General features: G+C 69.6%; 9 protein-coding genes. All 9 read right to left on the bottom strand.

Going from position 1 to position 18,127, the window contains the following annotated elements:
- Position 1 precedes the first annotated feature (1 nt).
- The 9 genes from O7595_RS33275 to O7595_RS33235 all read right to left on the bottom strand — a co-directional run bounded on the left by O7595_RS33275 (position 2) and on the right by O7595_RS33235 (position 18,104).
- Positions 2–700, bottom strand: coding sequence for an HAD-IA family hydrolase (locus O7595_RS33275; RefSeq protein ID WP_269732295.1), 699 nt, complete (start codon positions 698–700; stop codon positions 2–4).
- Positions 697–1,797: a Gfo/Idh/MocA family protein gene (locus O7595_RS33270; RefSeq protein ID WP_269732294.1), complete on the bottom strand. Its 1,101-nt coding sequence runs from the start codon at positions 1,795–1,797 to the stop codon at positions 697–699. Before O7595_RS33270 ends, O7595_RS33275 begins: the two co-directional genes overlap by 4 nt.
- Entirely contained in the window at positions 1,794–2,954 is a 1,161-nt protein-coding gene (gene rifK / locus O7595_RS33265) for a 3-amino-5-hydroxybenzoate synthase (RefSeq protein ID WP_269732293.1), read from the bottom strand. Before rifK ends, O7595_RS33270 begins: the two co-directional genes overlap by 4 nt.
- Positions 2,955–3,160: 206 nt before the next feature.
- Positions 3,161–3,994 carry a shikimate dehydrogenase family protein gene (locus O7595_RS33260; protein ID WP_269732292.1) on the bottom strand — a complete coding sequence of 278 codons (834 nt, stop codon included), beginning with the start codon at positions 3,992–3,994 and terminating at the stop codon, positions 3,161–3,163.
- Positions 3,991–5,397 carry a 3-deoxy-7-phosphoheptulonate synthase gene (locus O7595_RS33255; RefSeq protein ID WP_269732291.1) on the bottom strand — a complete coding sequence of 469 codons (1,407 nt, stop codon included), beginning with the start codon at positions 5,395–5,397 and terminating at the stop codon, positions 3,991–3,993. Before O7595_RS33255 ends, O7595_RS33260 begins: the two co-directional genes overlap by 4 nt.
- Positions 5,394–6,464 (bottom strand): 3-dehydroquinate synthase family protein, encoded by a 1,071-nt coding sequence (locus tag O7595_RS33250; RefSeq protein WP_269732290.1) that lies wholly within the window; start codon positions 6,462–6,464, stop codon positions 5,394–5,396. The genes O7595_RS33255 and O7595_RS33250 overlap by 4 nt, the downstream gene beginning before the upstream one ends.
- A gap of 63 nt (positions 6,465–6,527) precedes the next feature.
- Positions 6,528–7,295, bottom strand: a complete 768-nt coding sequence (locus tag O7595_RS33245) for an arylamine N-acetyltransferase family protein (protein ID WP_269732289.1) — start codon at positions 7,293–7,295, stop codon at positions 6,528–6,530.
- 97 nt (positions 7,296–7,392) lie between these two features.
- Positions 7,393–12,711, bottom strand: coding sequence for a type I polyketide synthase (locus O7595_RS33240; RefSeq protein ID WP_269732288.1), 5,319 nt, complete (start codon positions 12,709–12,711; stop codon positions 7,393–7,395).
- Between the two features lie 41 nt (positions 12,712–12,752).
- Entirely contained in the window at positions 12,753–18,104 is a 5,352-nt protein-coding gene (locus O7595_RS33235) for a type I polyketide synthase (protein ID WP_269732287.1), read from the bottom strand.
- Positions 18,105–18,127: the final 23 nt, after the last annotated feature.

The following is an 18,127-nucleotide window of genomic DNA, read 5'->3' as shown; positions in this document are numbered from 1 at the left end:
CTCAGTGACCGGGGACGGCCGGGCAGAGAACGAGCAGGTCGGCGGGCCGTCGCAAGACGATGTCAGGGTCGGCGGCGAGCAGTCCGATCTCGTCGTGGCAGCCCCACAGCGCGGCTACGGCGGTGACGTCGGCGCCCTGGGCGCTGGCCAGGTCGGTGGGAGCGTCGCCGATCATGATGGCCCGGTCCGCGGGAACGTCGAGGAGTTCAAGCGCGCGACTGACGATGTCAGGGGCGGGCTTGGGCCGCGGCACCTCGTCGGAGCCGATGACGTGGGTGAAGTACGGAAGCAGGCCGAGGACGTCGAGCAGGGACCGGGCGCGCTCGCCTGCCTTGCCGGTGGCGATGGCCAGCCGGAGGCCGCGCTCGTTCAGCGTTCTCAGCACATCGACCACACCGTCGTACACCTGCACCTGGTGGGCGAGCCGGTAGCTCTCACGGACGAAGGGCTCCTCCATCTCCAGCGGAAGGCCCATGATCCGCATGATGTCGGGAAAGTAGCGGCCCTGATGGCGCTGGTACTCCTCGAAGGGCGCCTCGCCCGGGCCGACGACCTCGGCGTAGGCGAGGGAGAATGCCTCGCCCATCACCGCGAAGCTGTCGACGACGACTCCGTCGAGGTCGAAGATGACCGCTTGTCTGGAGACCGGGGAGTGCTGTTCGGTGGTCGTTGCCGCGTGGTGTGCTGACCTCGTGGTCATACGGTCCTCACCTCCTTGTGGGCGGTGAATCGGGGCGCGTGGTCCGCAGGTCGAGCGGCGCGGGCCGACGCGTAGAAGGCTTCGACCAGCTGGACGGTGTTGCGGGCCTGGGCGACGGCCACGCCGCGTCGGCCAGGGTCGGCCAGGAGCCCGGCGAGGCCGTCGAGCTGGCGTCCGTACTCGGTGCCGATCGGCTCGTCGGGCAGCGGGATCTGCTCTGTGGTGCCTTCCCGGGTGAGGGTGAGCACCCGTTCGGGGGCCCGGTTGGGGCTGAAGCCGAAGGTGCAGTGCAGCCGTGCCGTTCCGTTGCTGCCCTCGATGGTGATGACGGAGGCGTCCAGCGCCTCGTGCGAAGCCCAGCCGGCTTGCAGCGAGACCGAGACGCCGTCCTCGCGGAGCAGGAAGCCCCGGGCAGTGTCCTCGACGTTGCCGGCCGGGACATCGGTCGGCTGTTCCTCGCGCCAGGCAGCGGACCAGGCACTGCTGTTGACGAAGTCGTCGGAGACCGAGCCGATCACTTGGGTGACGGGGGCGGGGCCGAGGAGGTAGGTGAGGACGTCGAGCAGGTGCCAGCCGAGGTCGACGAGGACACCGCCACCGGACTTGCTGCGCTGGGTGAACCAGCCGCCGGGCTGTGGCACGCCGCGTGCCCTGACCCAGCCCAGGGTGACATGGCGGATCCGGCCGACCTGGGGCAGCAGCCCGGCAAGTGCTTGGACGTCGCCGCGGTGGGCGGCGGCGCTGCCGGCGAGCAGCATCCCGCCGTTCTGTTCGGCCGCGGCGAGGGCGTCGGCCTCGCCGGTGGTCAGGCAGACCGGCTTCTCCAGGAAGACGGAGATCCCGCGGCGGAGCAGGGCGGCCGCCACCTCGGCGTGCAGATGGTTGGGTACCGCGACGACGGCGATGTCGACCGTGCGAGGGGAGAGGGCGTCCATGGTGGTGTGGGCGGGCAGGCCCATCGCCACGGCGGCTGCCCGGGAGGCCGGGTCGGGGTCGACGGCGGCGACCACCTCGAAGTCCTTGTGCTCGCCCAGCAGTCTGAGCCACAGCTCGCGGCCTGCCCAGCCGAGCCCCACGACGGCAGCGCGGACCTTCATCGTGAGGCCACCGCGTCGGCGATGATCTCGGCCGTGGTGTGGAGGGCTTCCTCGGAGGCGAGCAGCACCCGGTGGTGCAGCCAGATGCAGTCGGTGCTGATCGCCTCCGTGTGCGGGCAGGTTTCGGCGAGCTTCTCGACGGTGGTGTCGGGCGCGGCCGTCTCCCAGAACGCGTCGGTGCGGTAGATCGCCCGGAAGGCGGCGAAGGCAGGCAGCCCGGACGCGACGAGCGTGTCGACGAGGGCGTTGCGGCCCTCCTCGGAGATGCCGGGGATCCGGAACATGGCCATGTAGTGAGAGTTCCGGTCGGCGCGCGCATCGCCCCCCTGGGGTACGACGCCGTCGATTTCGCCGAGCAGCCGGGACAGCAGTGTCCAGCGCTCATCGCGCAGCGTGAGCTGGGCGTCGAGGCGGCTCAGCTGGGCGCGGAGCACGGACGCGGAGAACTCGTTGAGCCGCATGTTGGTGCCGGCGGTCTGGTGCATGTAGTGGCGGTCGGTGCGCGGCCGACCACAGCTGTGCCGCAGGAAGGCGGCCTCGTACGTCTCCTCGTCGGGGAACAGCAGGGCACCACCCTCGCCGGCGGTCATCAGCTTGCCGTTCTGGAAGCTGAACGTGGCGACCGTACCCAACTCGCCCACCCGCTTGCCCTGCCAGCGGGCACCGTGCGCGTGGGCGGCGTCCTGCAGCACGGGCACGCCGGTGTCCGCGGAGAGCTTGTCGAGCGCGTCCATGTCAGCGATGAGCCCCGCCATGTGCACGGGCATGATCACCCTGGTGCGAGGGGTGACGGCGGCCGCCGCGGCAGCCACGTCGATGTTGTACGTGTCGAGATCGACGTCGACGGGGACGGCGACCGCGCCGAGCCGCTGAGCGGCCTGGGACGAGGAGATGAAAGTGAAGGCCGGCACGATGACCTCCGTGCCCGGACCGACCCCCAGACACTGAAGGGCCAGCTCCAGGGCATGGGTGCCGTTGGTGACGGCCAAAGCATGCGCGGCGCCGTGGAAGTCGGCGAACTCACTCTCGAAGGAGTCCACCTCCGACCCGCCCATGCGCCACCACTGCCCCTGCTCCAGGGCCCGGATCAGGCCGGTGCGCTCGCCGTCGCCGTACTGCGGCCAGGAGGGAAACTCTGGTGCCGGTCGCGCGTTCATGTATCTCCAAATCTCCACTTCGGACATTTCTCGGCCGATGGCCGACGCACGGCATGAGGCGGCGGGGCACGCGGCCGACCGCAGGTTCCACGTCGAGGATCAGACCCAGGAGTGCGACTTTCACGGTAGGCACCGCGCTCACCACCCCACATCCCCCGGTCTGGTAGCCGTCTGTCAGGGCGAGGGTCGGCCGGCGGGTGTGTGCGTCAGCCGGTCCTGGGTGCGCTCAGGCCGAAGAACTCGCAGTAGGACTCCACTTGACCGTTCAGCATGTGGATGCCGTGGTGGACGTGGTGGCCGAGGGCGGCGGCCTGCCGCAGCAGGGGCGTCTCGTGGGGTTTCATGATGATGTCGCCCACCACCGCCGCGGGCGGGAGGCCTTCGGGCGCGAACGGCAGTGGGTCGCCTGATCGCAGTCCGAGCGGGGTCGCGTTGACCGCGAGATCGCTTTCATACAGGGGCAGTTCGGCGGCGGCGTGGATTCGGCCGGGCCAGTACGTGGCGAGTCGATCGACCAGCGTGTCGAGCTTGGGCAGGTCCGGGTCGGTCACGGCGATCCGGTCCGCGCCGGCCGTCAGCAGCGCGCACGCGATGGCGCTACCCGCCCCGCCGGCCCCGGCGAGCGCGACCCGCTTGCCTCGTACCTCATGCCCGGCGCGGGCGAGGCCGGTCACGAAACCGGAACCGTCGAAGTTCTCAGCGAGCCAACTGCCGTCGGTCTCGCGGCGCAGCACGTTGGCCGTTCCGGCGATCTTGACGGTACGGCTTTGCCGGTCGGCGAGCCGGGCGGCGTCCGCCTTGTGCGGGACGGTGACGAAGATGCCGTCGAGGTTACCGATCCGCTGCAGGCCGCGTACGACCCGTTCCAGATCGCCAGGGTGGACCTTCACCGGCACCAGCACTGCGTCGACGCCCTGTTCGGCGAAGAGCGGGTTGAGCAGGCCGGGAGACTGGACCTGCTCGACGGGGTCGCCGATCACCGCGTACAAGCGGGTGGTGCCGCTGATCGGGATCCGCGGCGGAACGGCGGTGTCGGTCATCGCGGGTTCCCGGGGCCGGCAGAGGTGACCTGCTGGGCAGCCGGCCGGAGGGCCTCTGCGAGCAAGTCGGCGACGGTGAAGGCCAGTTCCATGGACTGTTCCTCATTCAGGCGAGGGTCGCAGGCGGTACGGTAGCGGGCCGGCAGGTCAGCCTCATCGAGGCCGCGGGCCCCGCCCAGGCACTCGGTGACGTCCTCGCCGGTCGCCTCCGGGTGGAGGCCGCCGGGGTGGGTGCCGAGGGCGCGGTGGACGTCGAAGAAGCCGATGATCTCCGCGACGATGTCGTCGAAGTGGCGGGTCTTGCGGCCGTCCGGCGTCGTGCGGGAGTTGCCGTGCATCGCGTCGCACTGCCACACCACCTGGTGGCCGGTGGCGGTGACCTTCTCCACGATCGGCGGCAGTACCTCGCGGACCTGGGAATGGCCCATCCTGCTGACCAGCGTCAGCCGCCCGGGCGTGGCATGGGGGTCCGGCCTGCGGACGTACTCGACGGCTTCTTCCGGGGTTGCGCTGGGGCCGATCTTCACCCCGATGGGGTTGGCGAGCAGTTCGGCGACGGCGAGGTGCGCGTCGCCGAGGCCTCGCGTGCGCTCGCCGATCCACAGGAAGTGTGCGAGTGGGCTGACGAGCCGTGGTCCCGGACCGATGGTGAACCCGGCGGTGTGGAGCGGGGCGCATTCGTAGTCGAGCAAGAGCATCTCGTGGCCCACATAGATCTGTTCGCTGCTCGGGCCCGGATCGCGGCCGATCTCTTTGGCGGCGCGGACGAAGCGGCCGCCGCCGGAGGTGCCTTGCAGGTACGAGGGGAGGCCGGTGAGCGGGTCCGCCTGCTCCTGTGCGTACGCCCGGCGGGCGAACGTCATCGCGCGAGCCGCGTGCCCGTGGGCGCGCAGCATCCTGTCCGGGTCACACGTGCGTGCGGCAAGGGTGCGTTCGGCGGAGTTGACCATGTCACCCCGGTAGACCGGCAAGCCGTCCGCGTCGACGGACCGTGAGCGCGGCTTCGCGTACTGTCCGGCCATACGGGCGAGGGGAACCACCGGCAGCCCGGAGGCGTCGGCAAGAAGCCGCGACATACGCTTCAGGAGACCGAGGTTGGCTCGCAGGTGCGATTCGGTGGTCTCGGCGAAGGTTTCCGCGCAGTCCCCGCTCTGCAGCAGGAATGCCTCGCCGCGGGCGACCGCCGCGAGCTGCTCGGAGAGCTGTGCCGTCTCGGACTCGGCCACGATCGGGGGCGCGGTGCGCAGCAGTTCCACCACTGCCCGGGCCCGGGCCGGGTCCGGCCACTCGGGCTGCTGCGCCGCGGGTCTGTCCAGGGCCGCGGCGAGGCGGTCCGTGAGCCTCGGCTCCCGCGTGTCCCTGCCCCGGACCTCGCCGTGCGCTGCCTCTGATGTGCGCGTCATGGCAGCGGGGCTCCCGTTCCCTGGAAGCCCGCCGGCTCGACGAGTTGCCCGAGTGGCTGCCGTGGCATGCGCTCCAGGACCTCGGCGACGACCTGTTCGGACACGTCGTGGACCAGCTCCGCTCCCCCGGGCCCGTCGAGGACGAAGGCGAGGCCGGTGAGCGCCTTCTTGTCCCGGCGCATCAGGCGGATCAGCTCGGCCGTCTCGATCCTCTCGGGCAGCGCGGTGGGCAGGCCGTAGAACTCGACGACCTCCCGGTGCTCCGCCACTCGCCCGGGACCGATCCGGTCCAGGGCCCCGGCGAGCAGGCCCGCGAAGACCGTGCCGATCGCGACGGCCTCGCCGTGCCGGAGCGCGAAGCCGCCGGCCACCTCCAGGGCGTGGCCCAGGGTGTGCCCGTAGTTGAGGATGTGTCGCAGACCGGTGTCCCGCTCGTCGGCCGAGACGACGCCGGCCTTCAGCCTCACACTGGCCGCGATGCGCTCCGCGAGGCCGAGCCCGCGCAGGTCACCCGCACCGATGAAGTGGCAGCGGGCGATCTCACCCAGGCCGTTGAGCATCTCACGCCGGGGAAGGGTGGACAGGTAGTCGGTGTCGCACAGTACGGCGGCGGGCTGCCAGTAGGCGCCCACCAGGTTCTTGCCGGAGGGCAGGTTGACCGCCGTCTTGCCGCCGACACTCGCGTCGACCTGGGCCAGCAGTGTGGTCGGCAGATGGACCACCGGCACGCCCCGGTGGTACAGGGCGGCGGCCAGGCCGACGACATCGGTGGTGGTGCCGCCCCCGCAGGAGACGACCGCGTCGGTGCGTGTGAGGCCGAAGCGTACGAACTCCGCGCACAGGGCCTCGACGGTGGCGAGGTTCTTGTCCGGCTCACCGTCCCGAGCGGGCAGCAGCACGGTCTCCACTCCGGTGTCAGGCACCCATTCCGCGGGCCGGGCCGACACGACCGCGACCCGCCGGGCGCCGAGGCGCTGGATCACTTCGGCCAGCATGGCACGCGCCCCAGGGCCGATCACCACAGCGTAGGAACGTTCGCCGATGCAGACCGGTATCTGTTCTCTCACTCCGCCTCACTCTGTCCTGTGGAAGCCGGTGACACGCCGGGCGGCGGCCACCCCGCCAGGCGCTCAGCCCCAGTAGGTGCTGACGATCTTTTCGAGCTCGTTCTCGTCCCGGATGAGACGAAGCCTCTCCTGGCCGTCCTCAACGGATACGAAGAGGTTCGCGGTGAGCGTGACCTGCCCGCTGTCGATGACCCGCCGACGGCGCCGCGGGTGCGACTCCAGCTCTTCCAACGGCAGGGCGTCGCGCCAGCGGGCCCAGTCCGCGGTGGTACGTGTCTGCGGCAGGAAGCGGTAGGAGTCGCGCCAGTCTTTGGCGCGGGTCTTGTACTCAAGGAAGTAGTGCTGCTCCCGACGGGTCAGCCGGAACTCGATGCCGTCCTGGACCACGGTCTCTCCGGAGAACGGCAGCGGCTCCACGATGGAGATGCCCGCGTGCCCCGCATCGGCCAGCCAGTCCTCGCCGTCGATGGTGACGCGCATGACCATGTGCTCGATGTCAGGGCCCCACACTCCCCCCGGCAGGACGGTCGCCGCGGCCAGCACCTGCACCTCGAAGCCCAACTCGACGAGGAGCCGATGGAACATGAAGTTCAGTTCGACGCAGATGCCGCCCCGGCCGCTGAGCACGATCGTCTCGAAGGCCGCGTCAAGGTCGAACTGCTCCTGGGCCAGGCCGAGGGCGTCACCACTGTTGTTCAGGTCCAGGGCGTAACCACTGTCGTAGGGGATCCGCATCTGGTGCTCGCGGTGGATCTTCCGCAGGGTCGCCAGGCTCGCGTCGGGCGTTCCCGAGAAGCCGAGGTGCTCCAGATACTTGTCCTTGTCGAACATGCTTTATCTCCTTGAGTGTTCGTCGTCGGCGAGCGGCGCAGGGGGTAGGTCGGTGACCGGTGCGCTGGTCCCGTCATCCGGCAGGGAGACGAGGCGGTCATTGATCCCCGCGCACCGTGCGTGAAGTGTCCGGCGAGCCCGCGTGGGGTTCGAGGCGTTCCAGCAGCTGCTCGGCGGCCAGTTCCGCGGTGGGGAACTCGAAGGCGAAGGTGGCGGGGATGCGGACGCCGGTGAGCGCCGACAGCCGGTTCCTGAATTCGATGGCGGTCAGAGAGTCGAAACCGATGTCGAAGAAGGAAAGGTCCGGTCCGATTTCGTCCGCGGACACGTAGCCGAGGATCGTGACGACCTCGCGCTGGACGAGGTCGACCAGGATCTTTCCTCGCTGGTCCGGGGACGCCTGGGCCAGCCGGTCTGCCAGCTTGTCGGCCCCGGACGCCCCGTCACGGGCGGGCCGCCGACTGACGCGGATGAGGCCGCGCAGCAGCGGGGGGACGGAGGCGGAATCGGCCTGGTCCCAGATCGCTTCGAGTTCGATCTTCGCCAGGACCTGAACAGCATCACGGTCCAGCAGCGCGAGGTCGAACAGCTCCATGCCCTCTTGCACCGTGAGTTCGGCGCTGTTCCATCGGTCGAAACGCTTCAGGTCGTCCTCAGCGAGCTTGTCCAGCATGCCCGACCCCTGCCCCCACCATCCCCACACCAGTGAGGTCGCCGGCAATCCGGAAGCACGACGGCGTACAGCCAGCGCGTCGAGGTAGGAGTTCGCGGCAGCGTAGTTGCCCTGACCCGCTGAACCGAAGATCCCCGAAAGGGAGGAGTACACGACGAAGGCCGCGAGGTCGAGATCGCGCGTGAGTTCATCCAGGATATGCGCCGCATCGGCCTTCGGACGGAGCACCGCATCGAGCTGTTCGGGCGTCAGGGACGTCACCACACCGTCATCCAGCGCGCCGGCTGTGTGGATCACACCGGTAAGGGGGGCGTCCTCGGGAACAGAGGCCACAAGCGCGACCATGGAGTCTCGATCGGACACGTCGCACGCCACGACTCGGACGAGCGCGCCGAGCTCCTCGAGTTCGGCTTCCAACTCGGCCGCGCCCGGTGCGTCCGGTCCCCTCCGGCTGACCAGGACGAGGTTTCTGATCTTGTGCTGGGAAACCAGGTGCCTGGCCGCCAGACGACCCAGCCGGCCCGTACCGCCGGTGATCAGGACCGTGCCCTCGGGGTTCAGCGGACGGCCATGGGCATCTGCGGGAGCAGCCTTGACGAGCCTCGGCACCGTCACCGCGCCTGTGCGAAGTGCCGCCTGAGGTTGCCCGGACGCGAGGACATCGAGCAGGCGCCGGGCTGACGCCTCCGTGCCGTCCGTGTCGACCAGGATGATGCGGCCCGGGTTCTCTGACTGTGCCGAACGCAGCAAGCCGGCAGCCGTTGCCACGGCCGGATCGGGAGCCGGGTCCCCGTCCTGGACGACCGCACCGACCTGTGTGAGAGCGACGAGAGGAGTGTCCTGGAAGGCGGGTTCCGCGAGCCACGCCTGGACGACTTCCAGCACTCGCCCGGTGAGGTCCCGGACGGCGGCGGGGTCCGTACGTCCGTCGCCGGCCACATCGAGGAGGAACATGCCGGGGGGCGTTCCGGCCACGGCACGAACGTCCTCGGCAGTTGTCACGGGTACGACGTTCAGCTCGTCCTGCACGCTCCTGACGGAGACGGGCTCCCAGGCCACACGGAACATCCGCTCCTTGGCCGCACCTGAGCCGACCCGCAGCAGTTCCGGGACCACCGGTCGCAAGACCATCGAGTCGACGGCAGCCACCGGTGCGCCGAAGGCGTCGGCCAGGCGCAAGCGGATCGTGTCGTGGGCGAGCGGTGTGAGGTGAACCCGCAGCGCGGAGGTTCCGACGGCGTGCAGCCTGACATCGCGCCAGACAAACGGCAGAGCCAGCTTCGGGCTCTCACCGGCCATACCGGTGCTGAAGGCACAGGCGTGCATGGCCGCGTCCAGGAGGGCCGGGTGCAGCCCGTAGTCGTCGCCCTTCCCTGCCGCCTCGGGCAGTGAGACCTCGGCGAACACCTCCTCGCCACGCGTCCACGCCCCGCGCAGGCCCCGAAACGCCGGACCGTAGCCGTATCCCGCCTCTGCCATGCCGTCGTAGGCGGAGGCGAGTGCGTCCGGGGCGACGGCGGTGGCACCGGACGGCGGCCACTCGGTGAGGTCGAAATCGGCCCCACCCTCCTCCGGCACCAGGCGTCCGGAGGCATGACGGGTCCAGCTCCCACGCGGACCGGCTTCCTCCCAGCGGGAGTGAACCTGGACGGTGCGGTGGCGGGATTCGTCCGGCTCCCCCACCCACACACGTACCTGGACACCGCCGCTCTCGGGCAGCAGCAGGGGGCGCTCGATGACCAGTTCGCCGACCAGACCGCACCCGATCTCGTCGCCGGCGCGGACCGCGAGCTCCACGAAGGCTGCTCCGGGCACGAGGACGATTCCGGCGGCCGCGTGGTCGGCGAGCCAGGGGTGCGTGCGCAGCGACAGCCGGGAAGTGAACAGCACACCGTCCGAGCCGGGGATCTCGGTGACCGCGCCGAGCAGGGGATGGTCCGCCGCATCAAGACCGAGACCTGGCGCGTCCCCACCGGAGTCTGCCGTGTCCAACCAGTAGCGCTGACGCTGAAAGGCGTACGTGGGCAGATCTACGGGCCGCTCCGTACCGCGGCCGAGAACGGCCTCCCAGTTGACCTGAACGCCGTGCGTGTGCAGGTGGGCCAGCGAGGCGAGGAACCTGCGCGGGCCGCCCTCGTCGCGGTGCAGCGACCCGGTGACGACAGCGGGTGCCTGAAGCTCCTCCAGCACGTCCTGGACGCCCGACGCCAGCACAGGGTGCGAGCTGACCTCGATGAACACTCCATGTCCATCAGCGGCCAGGGACCGAATGGCCGGGTCGAACTGCACGGTCTGCCGCAGGTTGCGATACCAGTACTCAACGTCCAGCTCCGTGGTGTCCTGGAGTCGCCCGGTCACCGTGGAGTACAGCGGCACGCGCGAAGGCCCGCCGGAGACCGCAGCAAATGCCTCAAGGAAAGAGTCGCGCAGCACCTCCATCTGTGAGGAGTGTCCGGCGGCGTTGGCCCCGTGAATCCTGCGGGCGTGGATGCCCTCGGTCCTGCACCGGGCGAGCAGCTCTTCCAAGGCGGGCAGTTCACCGGACACGACCACTGACGAGGGTCCGTTGACTGCGGCGATCTCCAGACCCGGCAACTCCTCGACCAGCACGGAGACGGCCTTGACACCGGCAACGAGGGACGCCATGCCTCCGCGTCCCGACAACTCGGCTCGGATGGCCTTGGCCCGGTGCACCACGAGACGGGCGGCGTCCGGAAGGGACAGCGCACCGGCGAAGCAGGCAGCGGCGATCTCGCCCTGGGAATGACCCACGACCGCATCCGGGACGACCCCGCACGCTTCCCACAGCGCGGCAAGCGACAGCATCAGTGCCCACGACACCGGCTGCACGACGTCCAGGTCGTCAAGGGACGGGGTGCCCTCCACCCGCCGCACCACATCGAGCAACGACCAGCCGGTCAGCGGGTCGAGCGCCTCGGCGCACTCGGCCATGCGGGTTGCGAACACGGGCGACGTCTCAAGCAGTTCCCTTCCCATGCCCGCCCAGTGGCTGCCCTGACCGGGGAACACAAAGACACTCCCGCCCACTTCGCTCTCGGCCGTTGCCTTGATGACACCGGTCGCGGACTCGCCGCCGGCCACGGCGTCCAGTGCGGTCAGCGCCTCTTCCCGGTCCTCGGCGAGCACGATCGCACGGTCGGGGAGAAGTCCCCGGCTCTGCACCAGCGACCGGCCGACGTCAAGCAGGTCCAGCTCCTGACGCTGCCTCAGGAACGAACCAAAGCGCCGAGCCTGGCCGGCGAGACCCGCCTCGCCTCGGGCCGAGAGGACCAGTGGCACGACCCTGTCGCCCAACACTCGCGCCTTCTCGTCGGACGGGTTCACGGATGTCTGCGCGGGCGCCTGCTCCAGGATGACATGCGCGTTGGTGCCGCTGGCACCGAAGCCGGAGACCCCCGCACGACGAGGACGGCCGATCTCGGGCCACTCGTGCGCCTCGGTCAGCAACTCGACCGCTCCAGCGGACCAGTCGACCTGAGGTGTGGGCTCGTCCACGTTCAACGTCTGCGGCAGCACACCATGCCGCATGGCCATCACCATCTTGATCACACCAGCGACGCCTGCCGCATGGCCCGCGTGTCCGATGTTCGACTTCACCGAACCGAGCCACAGCGGCAGTCCGGGGTCACGGCGCTGACCATAGGTGGCGAGCAGGGCCTGTGCCTCGATCGGGTCGCCCAGGGGGGTTCCGGTGCCGTGCGCCTCGACGACATCGACATCGGCGGACGACAGACCAGCGGCAGCGAGTGCCTGGCGGATCACCCGCTGCTGCGAGGGCCCGTTCGGCGCGGTGAGTCCGTTGGACGCGCCATCCTGGTTCACCGCGGTGGCCCGTACGACGCCGAGAATCTCATGTCCGTCACGGACGGCATCGGAAACCCGCTCCAACAGCAGGACGCCCACGCCCTCGGCACTGTTCGTTCCATCCGCGGATGCCGCGAACGCCTTGCACCGGCCGTCCTTCGCAAGACTCCGCATACGCGAGGCCAACACGATGCCGGCGGGAGTGGTCATCAGGCTGGAGCCCCCGGCCAGCGCCAACGACGACTCGCCCGAACGCAGGGACTGCACTGCCATGTGCAGGGCTACCAGGGACGACGAGCAGGCCGTGTCGATCGTGACCGCGGGCCCCTCAAACCCGAGAGTGTAGGAAACCCGTCCCGACAGGACGCTCTCCAAGCCACCGGTCATCAGGTAGCCCTCAAGCTCGTCGGGGACGCTGTGGAAACCGGAGGCGTAATCGTGCCCGCCCATGCCGGCGAACACGCCGACGTTCTTGCCACGCAGAGCGGCCGGGTCTATGCCCGCCCGTTCGATCGCCTCCCACGACGTCTCCAGCATCAGACGCTGCTGCGGGTCCATGACCAGCGTCTCGCTCTGTGATATGCCGAAGAAGCCGGCGTCGAACTCGCCCGCGTCGTGCAGGAACCCGCCTTCCCTTACATAAGACGTGCCGGCGCGATCGAGCTCTGGGTCGTACAAGTTCTCAAGATCCCAGCCCCGGTCGGTGGGGAATGGGCCGACTGCGGAACGACCATCCGCGATCAACTCCCACAACTCTTCAGGTGTCGACACACCACCGGGGAACCGGCACGCCATGCCCACGATGGCGATGGGTTCAGTGAAGCTGTCGCGGATCTTCTTGTTCTCGTTCTCCAGCCGCTCGTTCTCGATCAGTGAAGCCCGCAGCGCTTCGACAAGCTTTGCCTCTGAGCTGGTCATTCCCTGTCTCCATTCGTTCCGGTCGCTCGTCCGCTCGTCCGCTACTGCTTCCCGGCTTTCCTCATCGCGCGCTCCACCAGGTCGTCGACGTCCATCTCCTCGATCAGCCGCTTGCCGTCCTGCTTCGGTTCGGCGGTGTCCGGCGCTGTGGCACTTTCACCGCCGGGACTCGCCACCAGTTGCAGGAGCTTCTCCATGAGCCCGAGTTCCTGAAACCGGGACAGAGGCGTGGTGACCAGGACCCTGCGGATCTCGTCCTCCCGACCCGCCAACTCGCCGACGTCCTCGGGGCACAGCTCCCCGAGCAGACGGCGCATCAGACTCCGGGGGGTGGGATGGTCGAAGACGATCGTGGCAGGGAGGCGGGTCCCTACGAGTCCGGTGAGTCGGTTGCGGAGTTCAACGGCCAACATCGAGTCGAAGCCGACCTCTCGGAAAGCCCGGTCGGGGTCGACCTTGCCGGGTGTCGAATGGCCCAGGACCGCAGCGACCTCGCGCCGGACCAGATCCAGCAGCATCTGCTCTCGCTGGACCGGGAGCATGGCGGCCAGCCGTTCAGCGAGGCCGCTCCCGCGGGAGGCCAGGTGCCGAGCGGTGCGACGGCCGGCACGTACGAGGCTCCGCAGCAGTACGGGTTCGGGTTCGGACGCGGCTTGGGCGCGCAGCGCGGCGTAGTCCGGCCTGGCCGCCAAGAGCACCGCGTCGTCCGACTGCAGCGCCGCGTCGAACAGCTCCAGACCCTCCTGGCTGGAGTGTGCCACCAGGCCCTGCGGGGCCATCCTCCGCTGATTGGCCGTGCCCAGGTTCCCGCTGGTGCCGGTGTGGTCCCACACCCCCCATGCGAGGGATGTCGCGGGGAGGCCGGAGTGGCGGCGGTGGAGGGCGAGTGCGTCCAGGCAGGCGTTGGCGGCGGCGTAGTTGCCCTGGCCGGGGGTGCCCAGCACTCCGGCGGCGGAGGAGAACAGGACGAACGCCGCGAGGTCGATGTCCCGGGTCAGCTCGTGCAGATGCAGGGCCGCGTCGAGTTTCGGCCGCAGCACGGTGTCGACACGCTCCGGGGTCAGGGCGGTGATCACGCCGTCGTCGAGGACTCCGGCCGTGTGAACGATCGCGGTGAGCGGGTGTGCGTCCGGTACGGCGGCCAGGAGTGCCGCGAGGGCGTCTCGGTCGGCGGTGTCGCACGCGGCGATGGTGACGGTCGCGCCGAGGCCGGTCAGTTGCTCGTGCAGGGCCGCCGCGCCTTCTGCGTCCGGTCCGCTCCGGCTGGCCAGCAGCAGGTGCCGTACGCCGTGTTCGGTCACCAAGTGCCGGGCGAGGAGACTGCCCAGCGTCCCGGTGCCGCCCGTGACCAGGACGGCGCCGTCCGGGTTGAGGTCGCGCCGGGGGCCTTCGGCGCGGGGGGCGTGCCGGAGTCGGGGTGCGAAGGGTACGCCGGCGCGGACTCGGACGTGGGGCTCGCCTGTGGCCAGCGCGAGCTGCACGGCGCTCACCACCGTCGAGTCCTCCGGGGGCACCGCACTGCTCTCGACCAGGACGATGCGGTCGGGGTGCTCCGACTGTGCCGAACGCAGCAGACCCGACACGGCGGCTGCGGGGAGATCGTCCTCGGCGTCGGGGACGATCACGACGAGGCGGCTGTGCGCCAGAGCCGGTGCCGCCAGCCACGCCTGAAGGACGGCCAAGACGGCGGCAACGGCCTCGCGCGGGCCGGCAGGCGAGCGCCCGGCCTCATACACCAACAGGCCCGGCACCGCTGGAGCGTCCGCGAGGGCAGTAACGTCTTCGGCATCGACGACCGTCGCCACAGTGTCGGCGTCCTTGGTCATCTCACCCGGGGAAAGGGAAAGTTCGGCCCACTCCACCTGGAAAAGGGCGCCGGCGGCCGACCCGTCCGCGATCTCTGCCTTTCCGGGCGAGAACGGCTCGCCGACCACAACATCAGCGATCAGCACCGGCGCCGCGGTGGCATCCACCAGCTCAAGACGGGTCACCCCCGTGGTGTCCCGGGCTGCGCGTACTCCTACCGCTGCGGCGCCGGAGGCCAGCAAGGACACCCCGCTCCACCGGGTCGCGATCACGCCTGCGGGGAGCATCGTGCCGAGCGCCGCGTCGAGCAGCGCCGGGTGCAGGCCATAGCGGTCCGCGTCACCGACCGCACTGTCCAGAGCCACCTCGGTGGCAGGTGTACCGGCAGGCCACACGGCGGGTGCGGTCACCGGGTCGGGCACCAACGTGCCGTGGGCGTGGCGTGTCCACACCGCGTCCATGCTGGCGTTGTCCGGGCGGGAGTACACCTCGATGGGCCGCCGCCCCTGCTCATCGGCCTCCCCGACGGTCATCTGTACGGCTCTGCCACCGCGCAGCGGCAACAGCACGGGCCGGTCCACGGTCAGCTCCTCGACCACCGGACTGCCCACCTCGTCTCCGAACCGGATGGCCAACTCGACCAACACCGCGCTCGGCACGACGACGACATCACCGACGACGTGATCACCCAGCCACGGGTGCGCGTCCACCGACCACCGCGAGGTAGTCATGAACCCACCGGAATCCGGCCGGCCGACGATCGCCCCGATCAGCGGGTGGTCGCCGGCGGCTTGTCCGAGCGCGACAGCGTCAACAGCAGGAGCGGAACGCAGCCAGTAATGCTCGTGATCGAAGGCATACGTCGGAAGCTCAATGTGTGAAGCACCGCCAACCGGCAGCAATGCCGCCCAGTTCACGGCCACACCCCGGACGAACAGTTCGGCCATCGAGGTCAGCAACCGGCGCGGGCCGCCATCGTCACGGCGTAGCGAACCACCGACCACGGCCTCCGTGTCGGCCTGGTCGATGATTTCGCTGACCGGCTGGACCAGCACCGGATGAGCGCTGGATTCCACGAAGACGGTGTGGCCGCCGGCCAGGAGGTCGGCGATGGCGGGACCGAAACGGACCTGGCTACGCAGGTTCCGGTACCAGTACCCGCCGTCGAGGACATCCGCCTCCTTTACCCACTCACCCGTCACCGTCGAGTAGAAAGGAATCAGCGGCGCCTGCGCACGGATGTCGGTGAAGGCGGTTGTCAGTACGTCCTCGATCGCCTCCACATGCCGGGTGTGGGAGGCGTAATCCACCGCCACCCGACGCACCCGCACACCATCCGCCGCAAGAACCTCCAGCGCCTCATCAAGGGCGTCGACATCACCGGCGATCACCACCGAGGACGGACCATTGACCGCGGCCACCTCCACCCGGCCGGCCCACCGCTCGATACGTTCGGCCACTTCAGCCTCGGACAACGCCACCGAGGCCATACCCCCACGGCCAGCCAAATCGCCCGCGATGACCTGACTGCGTACCGCCACCACCTGGGCAGCGTCCTCCAGCGACAACGCACCCGACACACACGCCGCGGCGATCTCACCCTGCGAATGCCCCACCACCGCATCCGGCACCACACCCACCGACGCCCACACCGCAGCAAGACCCACCATCACCGCAAAACTCGCCGGCTGCACCACATCCACCCGCTCCAACAGCGCAGCCGGAGCATCCCCCCGCAACACATCCACCAGCGACCAGTCCACCCACCGCTCCAACGCCGCAGCACACTCCCCCACCCGCTCCGCGAACACCGGCGAGGAATCGAGCAGTTCACGCCCCATCCCCACCCACTGCGAACCCTGACCTGGAAAGACGAGCACGACCTTTTCGGCCCCGCCCAGCGCCGACACGCTGCCGGTGACCACACCGGGATGAGACTCACCGCGCGCCAGCGCAGCAAGCCCCGCCAACGCCTCAGTACGCGAACCCACCACCACCGCGCGCTGGGACAGCATCGCCCGCTGAGCGACCAACGCACCCGCCGCATCCGGCAGTGGCACGTCACTCGACTCCACAAAGGACGTCAACCGCTCGGCCTGGCCCGCCAGGGACCCGGCGCTTCTCGCCGATACCACCAGCGGCACCACGCCCTCATCGGTCCCCGCCAGCCCAGGCCCGACAGGCTCCGGCACCGCAGACTGCTCTTGCGGGGCCTGTTCCACGATCAGGTGCGCGTTGGTCCCGCTGACACCGAAGGACGACACACCAGCGCGGCGCGGCCGGCCGGTGTCGGGCCACGCACGAGCCTCGGTCAGCAGCTCGACCGCGCCCGCCGACCAGTCCACCTTCGCCGACGGGGCATCGACATGCAGCGTGGGCGGCATGACCCCGTGCCGCAGCGCCTGCACCATCTTGATCACACCAGCCACACCCGCCGCGGCCTGGGTATGACCGATGTTCGACTTCAACGACCCAAGCCACACCGGCCGGTCCTCGGGCCGGTCCTGCCCGTAGGTGGCGATCAGCGCCTGCGCCTCGATCGGATCACCCAGGACCGTCGCCGTCCCGTGTCCCTCGACCACATCCACATCCGCCGTCGAAAGGCCCGCATTGGCAAGCGCCTTACGGATCACGCGCTGCTGTGACGGACCATTCGGCGCCGTCAACCCGTTTGACGCGCCGTCCTGATTGATCGCGCTGCCACGGATCACGGCAAGGATCCGGTGCCCGTTGCGCCGGGCCTCCGACAGCCGTTCCAGCACCACCACCCCGACGCCCTCGGCCCAGCCAGTACCGTCCGCGGCGTCCGCATACGACTTACACCGGCCATCCGAGGACAGTCCGCCGTGGCGCGAGAACGCCTCGAACGCACCCGGCGTCGCCATCACCGTGGCCCCGCCCGCCAGCGCCAGCGAGCACTCCTCCTGCCGCAACGCCTGCGCCGCCAGATGGATCGCGACCAGCGAGGACGAACACGCCGTGTCCACCGTCACCGCCGGACCCTCAAAACCGAACACATACGACACCCGGCCCGAGGCCACACTCGACGCCGCCCCCGTGCCGATACCCCCCGGGTCGGAATGCACGTTGCCATCCGCGAAGTAGTCGGAGCCCATGACGCCGGAGAACACCGCGACGTCACGGCCCTTCAACGTCCCCGGGTCGATCCCGCCCTGTTCCAACGCCTCCCACGACGTCTCAAGCAACAACCGCTGCTGCGGATCCATCGCCAGCGCCTCACGCGGCGAGATCCCGAAGAAACCCGCGTCGAACTCCCCCGCCTCATACAGGAACCCGCCCCGGGGCACGTAGGAGGTGCCGGCCTGGCCCGGACCGGAGTCGAACACGCCCTCCATATCCCAGCCGCGATCGGATGGGAAACCGGACACCCCGTCCCGGCCCTCGCTGACCAGCCGCCACAAATCTTCCGGACCCGCCACACCACCGGGCAAACGACACGCCATACCCACAACCGCAACCGGCTCCCGCGAGGCCTCCAAGAGCTGGCGGTTCTGCTTCTTCAGGGAGCCGACCTCTTCGAGCGATGCTCGGAGCGCCTCGACGACCTTTTCGTAAGGAGCACTCACTTGAAATCCCCAACCATCAGATG

It is taken from the genome of Streptomyces sp. WMMC940, from assembly GCF_027460265.1.
In the GTDB taxonomy this organism is placed as follows: domain Bacteria; phylum Actinomycetota; class Actinomycetes; order Streptomycetales; family Streptomycetaceae; genus Streptomyces.
This window is presented reverse-complemented; position numbering and strand designations above follow the sequence as displayed.

Excerpts from the sequence above, each read along its gene's own strand:
- O7595_RS33275 (WP_269732295.1), bottom strand. The coding sequence starts at position 700 with ATGACCACGAGGTCAGCACACCACGCGGCAACGACCACCGAACAGCAC.
- O7595_RS33270 (WP_269732294.1), bottom strand. The coding sequence starts at position 1,797 with ATGAAGGTCCGCGCTGCCGTCGTGGGGCTCGGCTGGGCAGGCCGCGAG.
- rifK (WP_269732293.1), bottom strand. The coding sequence starts at position 2,954 with ATGAACGCGCGACCGGCACCAGAGTTTCCCTCCTGGCCGCAGTACGGC.
- O7595_RS33260 (WP_269732292.1), bottom strand. The coding sequence starts at position 3,994 with ATGACCGACACCGCCGTTCCGCCGCGGATCCCGATCAGCGGCACCACC.
- O7595_RS33255 (WP_269732291.1), bottom strand. The coding sequence starts at position 5,397 with ATGACGCGCACATCAGAGGCAGCGCACGGCGAGGTCCGGGGCAGGGAC.
- O7595_RS33245 (WP_269732289.1), bottom strand. The coding sequence starts at position 7,295 with ATGTTCGACAAGGACAAGTATCTGGAGCACCTCGGCTTCTCGGGAACG.
- O7595_RS33240 (WP_269732288.1), bottom strand. The coding sequence starts at position 12,711 with ATGACCAGCTCAGAGGCAAAGCTTGTCGAAGCGCTGCGGGCTTCACTG.